Here is a 16029-nt window from a genome sequence, read left to right as displayed (position 1 = left end):
ATATGTCTCGTGCTCCGCTTGAGGCTATAAAATATAAACTTGGAAGCTCAGAAAAAGCATGGTTTCGGTTCTGGGAACTTCTAGAGCTATATCAATTATCAAAAGATAGTTAGTTACATAACAAGATTATATTAAACGAATGCTCACTAACTTACACAAAATTTATTTAATCATTATTAGTTGAAACGTTCTGGGTCTAAATAATTTTGTGTAGGTTCATCTTTTCCAGACAATAAATCAGCGACAATCTTACCTGTGACAGGAGCTAATGTAAGGCCAAGCATAGCATGTCCCGTCGCTAATACTACGTTGCTATATCTTTTAGGTCTACCAATCAATGGCAAACCATCTGGTGAGCATGGCCTTAAACCAGCCCAAGCGTTAGTCGTATCAACGCCATCAATATCAAAATTTGTAATATATTTTTTGACTGATTTTAAAATACCTTGAATACGCCTTTGATTTACTGATAAGTCAATTCCAGAAAACTCCATAGTGCCACCAAATCGAATTTGCTTTTCAAATGGTGTAATTGCAACACGCGCTTCACTTAAAATAAATGGGGTATCAACACGCCAAGGCTTTTCTATAGTAACACTATAGCCTTTACCTGCTTGCACTGGAACATTTAAATTTAATTGTTTACCAATTAATGAAGACCAAGAACCGGAGGCAATCACTAATTCATCAACTTCAAACTCATTATCTTTATTCGCCAGTTGACAAACTTTTTGAGCAGAAATTTCAACTGAATCTATAGAGCAGTTTTCTATAAACTCTACACCTTGAGACAACAAATATTGATGTAAGCTTTGCATAAGCTCCAAAGGATGAACATGTGAGTCTTCAGGGTAAAGAACACCACCTTTAATATTAAACTGCATATCAGGCAATCTGGATTGTAACTCTTCTGGTGTTACCAGCATTGCTTTAAGCCCCAACAAATTAGCTTCATCTTTAACATTCAATTCTTCTTTTAATGCCTTATCGGTATTACATAACACATAAATACCATTTCTTTTAAATTGAAAATTTTCTTTAAAATCTGACCAAATTTGTTCATACAGTTGATGAGAACGAAAACATAAATCAAGCAGTGTTTTCTCAACATTTTTTACATGTTTATTTGTACAATGCTTATTAAATTGCCACAACCAAGCGATTAACTGCTTATCCCAACGAGGACGAATATAAAATGGACTTTCTGGATTAAACATCCAACGCAAACCTTTAGCAACCATACCAGGAGAAGATAGTGGTACAAAGTGGCTTGGTGATACATAACCAGCATTTCCCATAGCACAAGAGTTACCTATTACAGTTTTATCTATAACACGCACATCGTATCCACTTTGTTTTAAATAATAGGCACAAGATAAACCAACAATACCACCACCTACAATTGTTATATGTCTTTTCATTTCAGCCTTCCCGACAAGCTATTAGTTTGCTTTTAACACTTGATGTTTTTTTAATATTGATAAGATTTTTTTCTTTGGAATTGCGCTGTATTTTCCTACAGATTTTGCAGCAAAAAGTGAGTTATAAACGGCTTCTTCAGTAGCTTCAATCACTGCTTCAAAAAAAGGTGTCATTTTATTATTAGCAATCCATAAGGCAGAATGAACAGATTTATTTTTAATTCTTCTTAATTCTTTTGCCGTTGAAAATGCAAGTACATAATCACCCGAACCGTTAGACATTACCCCACCTGTTCTTGCAACGCCTAAAATTGCTCTTTTAGCTAACCGATTCAAATTTCTATCTGAAATTGGTGCATCAGTTGCAATCACTATCATAATTGAACCATCAGGCCCTGTTTTTTGTGCTTGTAAATTTTTTAGCTTACGCCCAACAGGAATACCTGCGATATGTAAGTCGCCACCATAATTGGCTTGTACTAATACGCCAACATGATATTGGTCGACTTGTCTCGATGCAGTTCCAATACCAGCCTTAAAGCCAAAAGCAACTGTACCACTTCCTGCTCCAACATTACCTTCATCAACACGACCAGTCTTTGCAGACTTAATTGCCTTTATCGCATCTTCTTTACGAATATAACGTTCACGTATTTGGTTAATTCTTCCATCATTTGTTTCACCGACAATAGCATTCACCGATTTAACTTTTTCATTGCCTGGGTACTGCAAAGTCCATTCAATTATTCCTGCAGCAGACTCTGCAACATTCAGTGTATTTGTCAGCAAGATAGGTGTTTCTAATTCTCCTAACTCTATCACTTGTGTAGTTCCCATCATTTTTCCATAGCCATTCGCTTGAAAAAAACCTGCAGGAACCTTTTTTTGATATAAGTTTTCAGCGTGAGGCAATATAGCCGTGATCCCTGTATGCATATTTTTTGACGGATCAATTAAGGAAACTTGTCCAACCATAACACCTGGAACATCGGTAATAGCATTCCATTTACCTGGCTTCATATGCCCTGTGACAATACCTAAATCTCTAGCCCTTTCTCTATCACTTGCTTGCAAATAATAAGGCTGCAAAAATAGAAAAATAAAAACAATAATATTGATAGTTTGATTTATTTTAGAGTTCATATTAATTGACCTCAGGAAAACACAGCTTAATGTGAACAAATTATCTCATTATTTGTAAGCCTTATCATAGATTAATTTTCCGATAAGACTAAAATAATTTTCAATTTAACATTTAAGCTATAATCTCATTCAATTATTGAATACAACCCAAAAATATAAATTGATACTATTATCAATAGCTAACTTTTATGAATAACTGAAACAAGCACTTGCAGAAAAGAAGAAGAAAAGATATTAATAGAGCAAATAGAAAATAAAGCTAATTAATTTTATTGACTCTAAGTCTAGCTAATGATTTTGCAACCAATGTAAAAGCTGTTTACAGTAAGCTTTTACAAAATACCCTTTTTCAAAAGGTTTAAAATGAAAAAAATTTGCCTGCGCATTTTTAGCTGCACCACCATCTTTTTCAATAGAATCACCAATGTGTAATAGTTGATTACCTACAATGCAAAAATCCTGAATAGTTTTTAATAACATTTGAGGATGTGGTTTAGCCCTAAAACCTTGAGTAGGAGAGTAATTAGCCTTAAAAAACTGACCGATTGAACTTTTTTTAATATTACAATTGCCATTACTAATACTAACTAAAATATAATGTTCTGAAAGCAACTTTAACAACTGAAAAATTTGAGGCTCAATATATACTTGTGTTCTTTGTTCAATAAAAACATTAAATGCTTCATCGACAATTTCATCAGCATTATTAAGCTTCTCGCAAAATCTCGTTAACACTGTTTTTCTCAATAAGCTAAGATCTTCAAATGCGGGGTTTTGTGAGGCAATAATCTGTGTTCTTATCTGCCCAAATAATTGATAATCAAATTTTTCATTTTGTTGTAAGAACTTTTTTTTTAAAAATTTCTTACAGGCATTTTCAGCTGCTATTATCACAGGTCTATTATCATAAAGAGCATTATCCAAATCAAAACTTATGACTTTAAATTTATTACTAAAACTACTCATCACTTTTTTGCTCTAGGATGTGCCTTATCATAAACATCAGCTAGCTGCTGAAAATCAAGATGGGTATAAACTTGTGTTGTTGATAGGTTTGCATGCCCCAATAACTCTTGAACCGCTCTTAAATCTCCCGACGACTCCAATAAATGGGTTGCACAAGAATGGCGAAATTTATGTGGGTGTAGACGTCCATTTAAGCCAACAAACTTTCCCCAATACTCCATTCGTTTTTGAATGCTACGTGGGCTTAAACGATTTTTTTGTTGAGTGATAAACAATGCATCAGCTGAAGTTGAAACCAACCACACTTCACGTATTTTCAACCATTCTTTAATGGCTTTTATTGCTAATCGACCAATTGGTACTATTCGAGTTTTTTGACCTTTACCGGTAATTCGTGCATTCGATTCTGCTAAATCAAGATCATCGATATTGAGCCTTACTAACTCTGCTAAACGAATACCACTCGAATAAAATAATTCCGCCACCGCTAAGTCTCGGATACCAATATCTTCACCAACATCAATCCCCTTTAGCAAGGCAGCAACTTGATCAACCGCGACTGTCTTCGGTAAATTTTTAGGGGCTTTAGGCGCTTTAACTCCTCTGGCTGGATTAAATTCTAATTGATTATTAATAATTAAATAATCAAAAAAACTTCTGCAAGCAGATAATGTTAATGCAATTGACTTAGGTGATAACCCTTTTCGATGGTTAAATGCTGAAAACTGTCTGATATGAATCGTTTTAATTTGCTCCCATCGCTCAATAGACTCAGATTGCAAAAATAAGAGCAATTTAATTAATTGACGCCGATAGTTTTGCACAGTTAGCGGAGAGTAGTTTTTTTGTGTTGCTAACTGCTCTAAAAATAGAACAACAGGTTGCACTAAGCTATCAGCAAATTGCTTATCGATTAGTTCCTTTTCGCTAGCTTGACTCATAACTTTTAGTCAAATGAGTAACCAAATTAGCAATCAACTCAATGAATAGTGTTCCCATTTCGGGTGCAAAGCGAGATACATCAGAACTGGCTAATGCAAGTAACCCATGTTTACACTCCTCACCTAATGGGATCAAAGCAAATGATTCGAGGTTTTTGCTCAGTTCACCAAATAATGCTTTTTTAGGCTCCATTTCTAAGCGTCCACAAAGCGGCTGACTATCGGGGAATTGGCACTTTAATAACGCACGAATTTCGCTAGCATCATCATAAACTTGCGCCGGCTCGGCTTGATGATAATTACCAACAAGAACTAACGCAGCATCATCAATGTTAAAATCTTTTTTCAATAAAGCCCTAATATTAAAACATAACGATTTCAAATCTTTAGCCTGCAAGAGCTCTAACATAAAATGATTACATTGAATCAGTAGCTTTTCGTTATTATGAGCTGCATGAAGCATTTCGATTAGTTGCCCTTGCATTGTCTGATTACGTTCACGTAACACTTTGATTTGCCTCTCAACCAATGAAGTTGCCGCCTCACACCCATGATTTAGTTCCATATGAGTTAACAACTGTGGATTTTTCAATAAAAAATCAGGATTATTGGCCAAGTAATTCTTAACTTGTGCTTCTTCCATTAATTGATTAAGACGGCTAATTTTGCCTTCTTCTAGTGCTTGTGAGTTTGAAAACTTCATAATTCAATAAATCCTTGGTAAACCAGTTCAGCTGGCCCCATCATCTTAAGTGTCTCGCCAGCGCCATGCCATTCAATATGTAGATGTCCACCAGGCAAATAGACTCTAACTTTACAATTCATCTGCAACTGTAATTGGCCCACAACTGCACTCGCACAAGCACCAGTTCCGCAAGCTTGCGTTTCACCAACACCTCTTTCATAAACTCTAAGGCGAATTTCTTCGTTGTTGACTTTTTGCATAAAACCAATGTTAGCACCTTCTGGAAATAAGCTATGTTCAGTTAATAAGCCACCTATTTTATCAACATCAGTTGTTTCTACATCGTCTACAGTCAACACACAATGCGGATTCCCCATAGAAACAGCTCCAAATTCATAACTGATGCCTTCAACGGTAACATGATAGCTTTTTTCTTGTTCTGCGTATCTCAGTGGAATTTTATCTGGTGCAAGCTGAGGTTCACCCATGTCAACACTAACTAAACCATTTCTCATAATTTGTAGGTTCAGTATTCCCTTCATCGTACTAACTCTAATTTTATGCTTCCAAGTCAAACCGACATTTCTAACAAACCTTGCTAGACAACGAGCACCGTTACCGCATTGTTCTACTTCAGAACCATCGGCATTAAATATACGATAATGAAAGTCAACATCGGGTTGTTGTGGTGGTTCAATTAAGAGTAATTGATCAAAACCTATTCCACGGTGTCTATCTGCTAACTTTCGAATTTGACCTTCAGTAAAATAAATCTGCTGTGTGACAGCATCAACCACCATAAAGTCATTGCCTAAACCATGCATTTTGGCGAAACTAATAATCATTGGTGCTCCTTCACTTCTTTAGCTGAAGGTTTCTTATGGTTTGGTTTCTGCTCCGCAACAGGTTGTTTTGACTCTACTTTAGCCCCACTATTATTTAAGACTAGTGGCCCCTTTTGACCACAGGCAACCAGTAAAAAAACACTGCTGATTGCAATTAATTGCTTAAAACGCATTAAACTGCTCATTTACATTAAAATTATTAATATCAATTCTCAGCAATTTTTCAAAGGAAATCAATGTGTTTTCTTCATATAACGATAGGTTTGAACGATTTAAACCCATTAAAACATCAATTTTATCTGCTTTTAGTTTAAATTAGCGCTTTTATATTCGTTAATTATCCCAAGCTGAGGTTAATTAATAAGCAAGCGATTGCACTCCTGCACTTACTTATATGGATTGATTCAAACCTTTTTCATATCTATCAATAAAGACAATAAGAACATTGTTTAGTACTTTAATAGTGTACGACTACTCAAAAATAGATTTTTAACCTTTTTAAAATCGTACTAAGAACAATACTCACTTTCTATTCAGCAGCAATCGTTCTAAACTCTGCTCGTGTATAAATCATAATAAATATTTTAGTCATTCTATAATCAAGAGAGTCCTTTAATGCTCACAACAAACTATTATATCTCAAAATTAATGATGAACTTTAGGTTTTGTTTTTTACTGACTACTTGCACATTGATGCTAGGCTGCAAAACTATCGATCTAAAGCAAGTTACAGATTCACTTGAACAAATACAAAAGCCATTAGATGAAAAAACCGTCATCGCTGGTCTCAAGCAGGCACTAGAAGTGAGTACTATTAACACCGTTACTCAAACTAGCCAAAAAGGCGGTTTCAGTGATAACCCATTAATCCATATTCCATTACCAGAACAGCTACAAAATATTGCTGCGACGTTGAATAAATTTGGTTTCGGTCAATATGCAGAGCAATTGGAGTTACAAATCAATCGTTCTGCTGAACAAGCATCATCACAAGCAAAGACGGTTTTTATTGACAGTATTTCGCGCATGTCTCTCCAGGATGGCTGGAAGATTCTAAATGGCAAACAGAATGCAGCTACTGAGTACTTTAGACAAAATACAGAACGACAGCTTTCTCAAAAGTTTCAGCCAATAATAACTCGCTCGATGAATACGGTAGGCTTTTATAATGATTACCAAAAATTGTTAAAAGTATATGACTCTCTTCCACTCACTAACAAGCCTAACCTTAATATTGAAAACTATATTATGCAAAAAACACTCGACGGCCTATTTTCACTAGTCGCTATTGAAGAGGCTAAAATTCGTCAAAATCCCAGTGCGCGCATTACAGAGTTATTGCGTCGGGTATTTCAATAGTGATTGGTACAGTGCAAATATTTATAGCTAAATAATTGCACTATTTTTTCCATTAACTTCTGATTTAGCTATATATTAATTAATATCATATTGTATCCCTAACAAAAATTAAAAAGTTATTTTTTATGAATACTTTTAAACCCTTGGTATACTGAATTAATTTTATATTCGGCTTGTCTTTTAAACTCTAAATACTCCATAAAAGTAGCCTCTCTAGAAATGGCAGATAAATCCAAATCGGTAATAAAAATAGGATAGTTTTGATTGTCTTTTCTTTCAGCCAAAATATGTTTAACCAACTTTCGGTAAACTAGTTCACCATAATCTCGAAATTGATACTCTACATGTTCAATATAGAAGTCAAAATTAATAACCTCTTTACCACTAGATATAGCAGAAGCCTGTATTGGAGAATAGTTGAAAAAAATATTGCCTTCTGTTGGCTTAACTTTTTTAAAACGAGCGGCTTTATTAGCAGAAGAAATTTCAGCATGCCAAAACTGTCTGCCCGATAAAGATTTCTCATTGGTTACATGCAGTGAATTTAAACGACAAGTAATAGAGTCAAAAAACTGTTGATAATGATTAATTAACTGTTCTAATACTATGCTTTGATGTTCTTGATAATAAACATAGCCAGAACCATCGGTGATAAGAGCAATAACTGTTTTTTTAGCTGTTGTTAAAAGATATATTTGATACCCTGCAAGTGTCGTCTTATTGAAGACTTTTTTCATTGTAGAGGGCAAATCTAAATTAGCATCTAGTTGAAACCTCACTTCATTGGCAAAATTTTCACTTAAACTATGTAACAAATGAACAGGTTGATGAAAATATTTATAACTCACTTGCTTACCATAAAAATCAATACGTAAAAAACCATCACCAACCGACATTAAATAGCGTGTTGATTTATTTTTACGTAAACTATCTATCATTAATTTATTCCACTGTCTAAACAACTGAAGTATTCTTTTTTTATATTCGATGAGGTCTGGTATTTTTCGACTAAAAAAAGCGACACAATCATCGTTCTCAATTAAAATATGGCGATATTCTACAAACAATGCTATCCAAGCAAACTCACCACTAAAACTTTTACAACCATACTCTCCCCAACTATTAACCCAAAAAATATCAAACTGGGGTAATAAATTAATTTTATTTTGTCCCCAATTAAAACAATCTTCTTTTTCACCAATACTATATATGCCAGACTCTTTTTCTAGTTTTAGTGGATCTTGTGAAGTGTTAATGTAAATTCCCATTTGAGTCGTGTGAGCGGGCTTATCAAACTCTTTCTCTTCGAAAGATACACTTTTTTTACCAATTAGAGAAAGTAAATCTTTGGTAAGATCACTGGCTACAGAACGACTAAAGAAATAGTCATTACTATAGATCTGAAAGTTACAATGGCGATCAATTACTTGATTACAGACACACCATGCTAAAATAGAAAAAAATGACTCAGAAGTATAAACAGCGTGATGTATAATTATTTTTTCTGCACTGACAGCACCAAGATATAGTTTCCACTCCTGATTTTTTTGAGCGATAGTCACAGAGGGCTCAACTAAATTTTTTACAATCTTAGTATTAACACAATCAATTTTACCAATACGGCGTTCAAAAGCAGCATATAACATGCGTCCTAGAGAAACTAATTCAATCTGACTGACTTGATCTAATACACCTTGTACTCGGGCAAAGTTTGAAATAAAGTGATACGAATGTGTAAGCTGTCGAACTAACTCACTTCTTTCTTTTAGTACAAAATTAATTTTCCAGTTAATTCTATTATTTAAATAATCTAATCGACTTTGTTTCCAGCCCCACCTTTCTACTAATTTTTTAATCTGTTGATAGCGCCAATTACGTGAGTTATCTTTTGATAGATGAATCTTAACTCCTGTTTTTAAATAAAAAGCTCGTCTTAAAAACTCTAAGCGTTGAGGTTGCTTTTGCAAAAAATCTTCTGCATACCCTAACACTAAAAAATAAGGATCAAGCTGGTTAATATCTGTTATCCCTTTATAAATTAGTTCTTTATATTGAGTTGAAAGTAGCCCCGTTTGTGGAAAATAACGCGCATAAATTTCTAAAATTAATAATTTTACTGATGATTTATAAGGTGACTCTATTGATTTATATAATTGCCACAAAGCGGCGCTAAAATATTCTGCGGCAGGTATCTCGGTAATACCACCAAAATCAATCCAATCACCAGATTCTAACCTTTTTTCATTAATTAAGTGATAAGCATAATCGTCATATTCTTCACCTGGGGGTATAAGCCACCATAATGGTTGACGTCCACATAACCAAACAGCTGTACGATAAAACTCATCTAGCAACAGGTAATTTTGAGTGTTTCCACAACTATCTTTACCAAGTTGTTTCTTACTATTATCTTGAAATTGATCTTGAAAAACTAAATAGCAGTTAAGTTCGATGCCTTTGGTTTCCATCCATTGACTGATTAGCTTTGCTTTTTTTGACAATTTGTGAAACGCTTCTTTAGCTAACGATTCAGATAAGCACACCCAGAGATCAAGATCGCTATGAACCGACTGACCTAATGTTCCAGTACTGCCCATTAAATATAAGCCAGCTATTTCAAATTTAAGATAAGCACGCGACTTAAACTCGAAAGTTCGACTAATTGTTTTGACTATTTTTTTTTCTAAATTGGACGGAAAATAATTAGGTATACCACAAGGAGTTGATTTATCGACATACCCTGGTAGCATTGGGTGGTTAACATGAAACAAGAGTGGTAATAACTTAATACAATCAGATTGTGCCATGTTAAAGTTATCTAGCATACGCAACAATCGCTTTTCACTTAAAATAGTGAAGCTTTTTTGTAGTGATTTTAGCTGTTTAGGATCTATTTCCTTAGGAGTCACAATATAACGCTTTTTTTACTGACTACGACTATAATATTGTAGAAGCAATTTGAGTATCAAAATAAATATTATTTGAGTTTTTTATGTCATTCGATCAAACAGAGTTATTCGATAAATCACCTTTAGGTATCGTAATATGCGATATTCATCAAAGAATCATTTGGTGCAATAAGCGCTTTTTGTCCGACACCTCATTAGAAGAAGCCCAAGTTGTTGGCCAGTTATATCCTGCTCTACCAATGGAAGCTGTTGATAAAGATGCCCAACTTGTTCAATTATTTAATAATAATGGTGATACAAAATTTCAATATTGGCACGAAGACCTAACACAACCAGTAGGCGCAAAAGCCCACTACTTTACAAAAGAACGTCAAAAAGAAGACAAGCTAGGTATGACAGCTGCTAGATTAACAACTAAAAAACTGCCTAAAAGAGCTAACTGGGTGGAGTTTTTAGACTATGAAGTTAGCCGAAGCCGTCGTTATGACAACCCACTCTCAATTCTCAAACTACACTTAGTTTTTTATCACCTGCCAGAATCAGTCAGTGAAAATACTTTGCTACAAACAGTCAAAGATACGCTGGCAGATCAACTGCGTTGGGCTGATATGATAGGTCATACCGATCAAGGTTCTTACTTACTGGTGTTGCCAGAAACGCCTGAAGATTCGCTCAAATCTTTACAAGAGAAGATAAGCATTGCACTAAAACGACAAATGGAGTTTATTAGTAAAGATATTAAATATAAGGTAGTTTACGGAAGAGCCTGCTGGCAAAAACATGACGATAGTCAGAAACTTCTGAAAAAAGCTCGCCAAAAGCTCGTTAAAAACCTAGAGAAATTACTTGATCAAAAATAAAAGCCGAACGAACTCGGCTTTTATATTCTATAAAATCATAGTGTTACTTCAGCAATTCAAGCATATGCTTAACGGCATCAGTCACTTCTTCGTCACTACAGTCACCACATCCGCCTTTAGCGGGCATAACACCTTGGCTTCCAGTAAACCCATTAATTGCGCTAGAGAATAATGCTTCCTCACCCTTTGAAACTCTATCGGTCCAAGCAGAAGCTTCTCCAACTTTTGGCGCACCGGCAATCCCAGCATCATGGCACATAGCACATTTTTGAGAATAGATAGTTGCCCCATCACGTGCTCCAGTTGTTTCAACCACAGCCGGCTTGGCAACAGGTACATCATCTCCAGCTTTATAGACACTACCTGTAGGCTTTGTACGTTCTTTAACAGAATGATCACTTTTATGATTGGCTGAAACAGCTCCAATAAAAGTCACTAAAAATGCAACCAATATAACTCGCAATTTAAACACTATCTTACTCCCCAAATGGAAAATCAGACCATTAATCTCTCTTCAAAAACGGCCACTAGAAAATTAAGGACTGATTATAACTGACTTAGCCCAATGGAAAAAGCTCCTCATCTAAATTCCTTAAAAGACTATTAATTCAAATATTTACTACTTTTTTCTAATTATTTACTACACTTTAAAGTAAGTGTTTGAGGGGTAAAAGGGCTGATGAATTGAAGGTGATATTATTCAGTCGCAACCAATAACGGTCATCCATTGAGTTTAGTTGCTTATTTTACCATAAAATCAGTTTAACTGATTGATTTTATTGGAATATTTATTATATTGTGAAATTTATATCACGTAAGAATACAGCAGAGCATGTCATTATTGCCATTACAGGGCAAAAATGCCGTATTCAGCATCTAAAAAAAACAAACTCAGGACTTATACAATTAGCATTTGCAGAATTTGAATTCAATAACACTGACGAGCTGAAAGAAAATATTGAGCAATGGTGCAAAAAAACTCCTGTTAAAAATATTTTATGTCGCTGGGTGCTTAGCCGAGACTATTATCAAACTTTTCAAATTGATCCACCAAAAGTACAGCCCAAAGAAATGGATGAGGCAATCAAGTGGCAAATCAAAGATCTCATCGAATCATCACTCAGTGATGTTTTAGTGAGTCACTACCAACCTAAACAATCAGAAAATCAAACGAATCAAATTGTTGCAGTAGTCGTGGAGAAAAATTTTATAGAATCTCTCATAAAAATTACAGCCAGTGCTAATCTCGAAATGGAAACAATTGATATAGAGGAGCTATCTGTAGGTCACTCATTATTGTCTTATTTAGATGAAAACAAAATTGTCGGCTTTATTGGAGAAGATAACAATGGTTTAGTCTTTAACTTCTATAATGGTAATGAATTATCTTTTGTCAGGCATAAAAAAGGGCGTTATTTACCCAATACCCACTCACAAGAATTTAGCCTCGAACAAGACAAAGAAGCGCTAGAAGAAAGCTTTTTATTAGAAACTCAAAGAACTCTTGACTATGTCGTTAGCCAAATATTTAGAAAACCTGTCGACAATATTTTACTTCAAAAAACATCGGAAGAAGATAGCTATCTAGCCGATATATTAAAACAGATTACAGAAGTCGAAGTGACCCTGGTAACCCCACAGGTCGAACAAAGTGATCCAAGCCAACCTATTCCAAGTTTAGTAGAAACAGGTGCAGCAATGAGGCAGGGATCATAATATGCAATCAGTCAATTTTTATTTAGAAGAATACCGTCCAAAACCACTGAGTTTTGATACTCGATTTGCAACGCTATTATTCATTATTTTATTAATTTTATTTATTGCTTCAGGCATTATTCAATCAACACAATTAACTAAGTTAAAACAAATAAATCAAACAAAAAAACAAGAATTAGCCACCTTACAAGAAAAAATTATTAGTATGCAAAAGGAATTAGCCAATAGACGCAAAGTCGATTCTATTGATGATTTATTAGCGAGTAAGCAAAATAGCTTAAATAGTTATCGAAAAATTCTTTCACAAGTAGGCAATCCAAAACAACAAAAGCATACAAACTACAGCTTAATATTGCAACAACTTTCAGAACAACCGGCAAACTCAATTTGGTTAACCGAGATAAAAATAAATCAGCAAAGTTTAAGTTTACAAGGAAGCTCAACTGAATCTACTGCTATTCCTATTTATATTGATCAGTTAAAAGAGGCAGCCACATTAAAACGCCATTTCGATGAACTTAAAGTAGAAAGAGATCACAATAATGGTAGCTTGATTAACTTCTCGTTGATGAATGGTAGGCTAAGTCATGAAGAATAAACTAAAAGATATAGCCACCAAATTTGATGACTTACCGATTAGAATTAGATTACTAATAACATTTGGCTGTGCAATGCTTCTATTTTTGCTATTTGATTTGTTTTGGTACAGCAGCAACGCAAAAGCAATTAATCAACTATCGGCAAGCAATAATACCATTGATCAACAAATAGCAGAATTAATTCAAAGTCAAAATGAAATTAATGCAGGTATTTATAATCAAAAAAATGATCCCAAACGTAAGCAGTTAGTTCTATTAGAAAAACAAATTTTATCCGCACAAAAAGAGCTAGAAAATAGAGCAATTAGTCTAGTTAAACCAGAATTGATGCCTCAACTATTAAAAAGCATTATTACTAATTCTAAAAGGCTAACGCTTGTTTCCATAATTAAACAAACACCTATACCTTTATTTGAAACAGAAAACGATCAACAAAATAAAATTCAAATGTATCAGCACCCAATAGAGTTAACATTCACTGGAGAGTATTCAGAAACACAAAAATTCTTACATAAACTTGAAAATATGGAACAGAAAGTCACTTTTGAAAGTTTAAACTACACTGTTGATAACTACCCAAAATCAAAAGTAACCTTAGTTTTATCAACGTTAAACTTAAGCAGGAAATGGATTGGTGGATAAAATAACATTAACAATAATATTACTGCTTTTCTCTTTACCTAATTTAGCGTTAAAGGATCCTACTCGTCCTTTAAATATGTCGACAGTAAAAACAAAAAAAGTTAATAACAACACCATTGTTAAACAACCTCTAACAGCTATCTTTTATAAAAAAAACCAATACTTCGCTATTATTGAAGATAAAAAGTACAAAATTGGTGAAAGTTATAAAGGTAGTAAAATAGTCAAAATAACGACTAACAAAGTTATTCTTCGCTCATCAAAAGGAAGTCATCAGCTGAAGTTATTTCATAAAATTAAAAAGTAAGTTATTATGATAAAATATAAAATTACAATTAGTTCTTTTCTGCTTACCACAGGACTTCTATCAGGGTGCGAAACATTTCAACCAGCCCCTGAGCAAAAACCCTCAATTGCAGCTGAAGCAATAAAAGAAATTGAAGAACAGCAAAAGCAAATCAACTATTCAGAAATATCTAATCAAGAAATATTAAATAGTTTATTACCTGAAACAATTTCTGAACCTGAATTAGAAGAAGACCGATTTGATGTTTCTGTAAAAAATATAGACGCCAGGAGCTTTTTACTTGGTTTGGTTGACTCAACCCATTACAACATGGTTGTAAGTCCTGATGTTAATGAAAAAATATCACTTCAGTTAAATAATGTAACCGTTTCAGAAGTTTTACATGCACTAGAAAAAATATATCCATTAATGATTGAACAAAAGAACAACCTGTTTTTTGTCTCCTCGGCAGAAACAATGACAGTAGTTTACCCTGTTGACTACTTGAATTTATCACGTCAAGGCACTTCAAGAACTAGCATTGCAGGTCAAACCGTTTCAAGTGGCAAAAATAATAATAACCAGTCAGGTGGTCAATCAAATAATCAATCTGATTCAGGCAGCAGTGTAACTTTGCTCAATTCCAGTGAAATAAAAACAGAAAGTAACGCTAACTTTTGGCATGAATTACAACAAAGTTTAAACTTAATAATAAAAAATGAAGAAAAAGCCAATGTTGTAGTCAGTCCACATGCCGGTATTGTTGTTGTAAGAGCATTACCCAAAACACAACGTTTAATTAAAGAGTACTTAGGAATTACTCAAGAAAGCCTTGATCGACAAGTGATTTTAGAAGCAAAAATAATCGAAGTTAATCTAGCCGATGGTTTTCAATCAGGTATTGATTGGAGTCGCATGAATACCGTTAACGATGGTGCTAATTTAAAATATTCACAAAGTGGCCAGTTACTCAAAACTCAGGCTAGTGACTTTCCGTTAAATGGAATGTTTTCTTTTCTTTATCAAGCAACCTCTTTTCAAGCTGCGATAGATTTACTAAAAACTCAAGGTGATGTACAAATTCTTTCTTCTCCGAGAGTTTCTACGGTAAATAATCAAAAGGCCATTATAAAAGTTGGTAGTGATGAATTTTTTGTTACCGATGTTTCAACAACAACAGTGACAGGTACAAGTACTGCAACTACTCCAGATGTTACTTTAACACCATTCTTTTCTGGCATTTCACTTGATGTAACACCACAAATTAACAAAGCAGGTGAAATTGTTCTACATATTCACCCTGTGGTCAGTGAAGTTGATGATCAGAAAAAAACTTTAACTTTAGGACAAGATCAATTCACATTACCTTTAGCACTGACCAATATCAGAGAGTCAGACAGTATAGTTAGAACCAGCGATCAACAAGTGATTGTTATTGGTGGGCTAATGCAAAACAGAGTACAAACAGATGTTAACTCAACGCCACTACTCGGTGATATCCCTGTATTAGGAGAACTATTTAAACAAACCAGAGAGTCGATTGTAAAAAGTGAATTAGTGATTTTATTAAAAGCTAACTTAGTGGATAAACGTTTCAATCAAAAAGAAATTAACCGAATTAAAAAGCGCTTTGAAAGGTAAATAGCCAAGTTAATAA

The 16029-nt window shown here is 34.2% G+C and carries 16 protein-coding genes; 7 read left to right on the top strand and 9 right to left on the bottom strand.

Features of this window, described 5'->3' with window-relative positions; translation table 11 throughout:
• Positions 1 to 176: 176 nt before the first annotated feature.
• The 7 genes from ACT5E3_RS00485 to lptM form a co-directional block, all read right to left on the bottom strand.
• Positions 177 to 1421, bottom strand: coding sequence for an NAD(P)/FAD-dependent oxidoreductase (locus ACT5E3_RS00485; protein ID WP_444996361.1), 1245 nt, complete (start codon positions 1419 to 1421; stop codon positions 177 to 179).
• A gap of 21 nt (positions 1422 to 1442) precedes the next feature.
• Positions 1443 to 2564: a DmpA family aminopeptidase gene (locus ACT5E3_RS00480; RefSeq protein WP_444996360.1), complete on the bottom strand. Its 1122-nt coding sequence runs from the start codon at positions 2562 to 2564 to the stop codon at positions 1443 to 1445.
• A gap of 288 nt (positions 2565 to 2852) precedes the next feature.
• Complete coding sequence (locus ACT5E3_RS00475; protein WP_444996359.1) at positions 2853 to 3530, bottom strand: HAD family hydrolase; 678 nt, start codon at positions 3528 to 3530, stop codon at positions 2853 to 2855.
• Entirely contained in the window at positions 3530 to 4471 is a 942-nt protein-coding gene (gene xerC, locus ACT5E3_RS00470; RefSeq protein WP_444996358.1) for a tyrosine recombinase XerC, read from the bottom strand. Before xerC ends, ACT5E3_RS00475 begins: the two co-directional genes overlap by 1 nt.
• Positions 4458 to 5174, bottom strand: a complete 717-nt coding sequence (locus tag ACT5E3_RS00465; RefSeq protein ID WP_444996357.1) for a DUF484 family protein — start codon at positions 5172 to 5174, stop codon at positions 4458 to 4460. The genes xerC and ACT5E3_RS00465 overlap by 14 nt, the downstream gene beginning before the upstream one ends.
• Positions 5171 to 6001: a diaminopimelate epimerase gene (dapF, locus tag ACT5E3_RS00460; protein WP_444996356.1), complete on the bottom strand. Its 831-nt coding sequence runs from the start codon at positions 5999 to 6001 to the stop codon at positions 5171 to 5173. The genes ACT5E3_RS00465 and dapF overlap by 4 nt, the downstream gene beginning before the upstream one ends.
• A complete protein-coding gene (gene lptM, locus ACT5E3_RS00455; RefSeq protein WP_444996355.1) occupies positions 5998 to 6174 on the bottom strand; it encodes an LPS translocon maturation chaperone LptM in 177 nt (58 codons plus the stop codon). Before lptM ends, dapF begins: the two co-directional genes overlap by 4 nt.
• Before the next feature lie 442 nt (positions 6175 to 6616).
• Between lptM and ACT5E3_RS00450 the strand changes: the two genes are divergently transcribed.
• A complete protein-coding gene (locus ACT5E3_RS00450) occupies positions 6617 to 7360 on the top strand; it encodes a DUF4197 domain-containing protein (protein WP_444996354.1) in 744 nt (247 codons plus the stop codon).
• Between the two features lie 116 nt (positions 7361 to 7476).
• On the opposite strand, the gene ACT5E3_RS00445 is transcribed toward ACT5E3_RS00450, so the two are convergent.
• Positions 7477 to 10269 carry a class I adenylate cyclase gene (locus ACT5E3_RS00445; protein WP_444996353.1) on the bottom strand — a complete coding sequence of 931 codons (2793 nt, stop codon included), beginning with the start codon at positions 10267 to 10269 and terminating at the stop codon, positions 7477 to 7479.
• Between the two features lie 83 nt (positions 10270 to 10352).
• Here ACT5E3_RS00445 and ACT5E3_RS00440 point away from each other — a divergent pair, with 83 nt between their 5' ends.
• Complete coding sequence (locus ACT5E3_RS00440; protein ID WP_444996352.1) at positions 10353 to 11129, top strand: diguanylate cyclase domain-containing protein; 777 nt, start codon at positions 10353 to 10355, stop codon at positions 11127 to 11129.
• Positions 11130 to 11172: 43 nt separating this feature from the next.
• On the opposite strand, the gene ACT5E3_RS00435 is transcribed toward ACT5E3_RS00440, so the two are convergent.
• Complete coding sequence (locus ACT5E3_RS00435) at positions 11173 to 11601, bottom strand: c-type cytochrome (RefSeq protein WP_444996351.1); 429 nt, start codon at positions 11599 to 11601, stop codon at positions 11173 to 11175.
• Positions 11602 to 11927: 326 nt separating this feature from the next.
• Here ACT5E3_RS00435 and ACT5E3_RS00430 point away from each other — a divergent pair, with 326 nt between their 5' ends.
• The 5 genes from ACT5E3_RS00430 to mshL are packed head-to-tail and all read left to right on the top strand — an operon-like array spanning position 11928 to position 16013.
• Positions 11928 to 12845 (top strand): hypothetical protein, encoded by a 918-nt coding sequence (locus ACT5E3_RS00430; RefSeq protein ID WP_444996350.1) that lies wholly within the window; start codon positions 11928 to 11930, stop codon positions 12843 to 12845.
• Between the two features lies 1 nt (position 12846).
• The gene (locus ACT5E3_RS00425) at positions 12847 to 13443 is read left to right on the top strand and encodes a PilN domain-containing protein (RefSeq protein WP_444996349.1); all 597 of its coding nucleotides are present in this window, start codon (positions 12847 to 12849) and stop codon (positions 13441 to 13443) included.
• Entirely contained in the window at positions 13433 to 14086 is a 654-nt protein-coding gene (locus ACT5E3_RS00420; RefSeq protein ID WP_444996348.1) for a hypothetical protein, read from the top strand. Before ACT5E3_RS00425 ends, ACT5E3_RS00420 begins: the two co-directional genes overlap by 11 nt.
• Positions 14079 to 14393, top strand: a complete 315-nt coding sequence (locus ACT5E3_RS00415) for a hypothetical protein (RefSeq protein ID WP_444996347.1) — start codon at positions 14079 to 14081, stop codon at positions 14391 to 14393. The genes ACT5E3_RS00420 and ACT5E3_RS00415 overlap by 8 nt, the downstream gene beginning before the upstream one ends.
• Positions 14394 to 14399: 6 nt before the next feature.
• Positions 14400 to 16013 carry a pilus (MSHA type) biogenesis protein MshL gene (gene mshL / locus ACT5E3_RS00410; protein WP_444996346.1) on the top strand — a complete coding sequence of 538 codons (1614 nt, stop codon included), beginning with the start codon at positions 14400 to 14402 and terminating at the stop codon, positions 16011 to 16013.
• Positions 16014 to 16029 lie beyond the last annotated feature (16 nt).

The sequence above is a fragment of the Aliikangiella litoralis genome, assembly GCF_052495765.1.
This window is presented reverse-complemented; position numbering and strand designations above follow the sequence as displayed.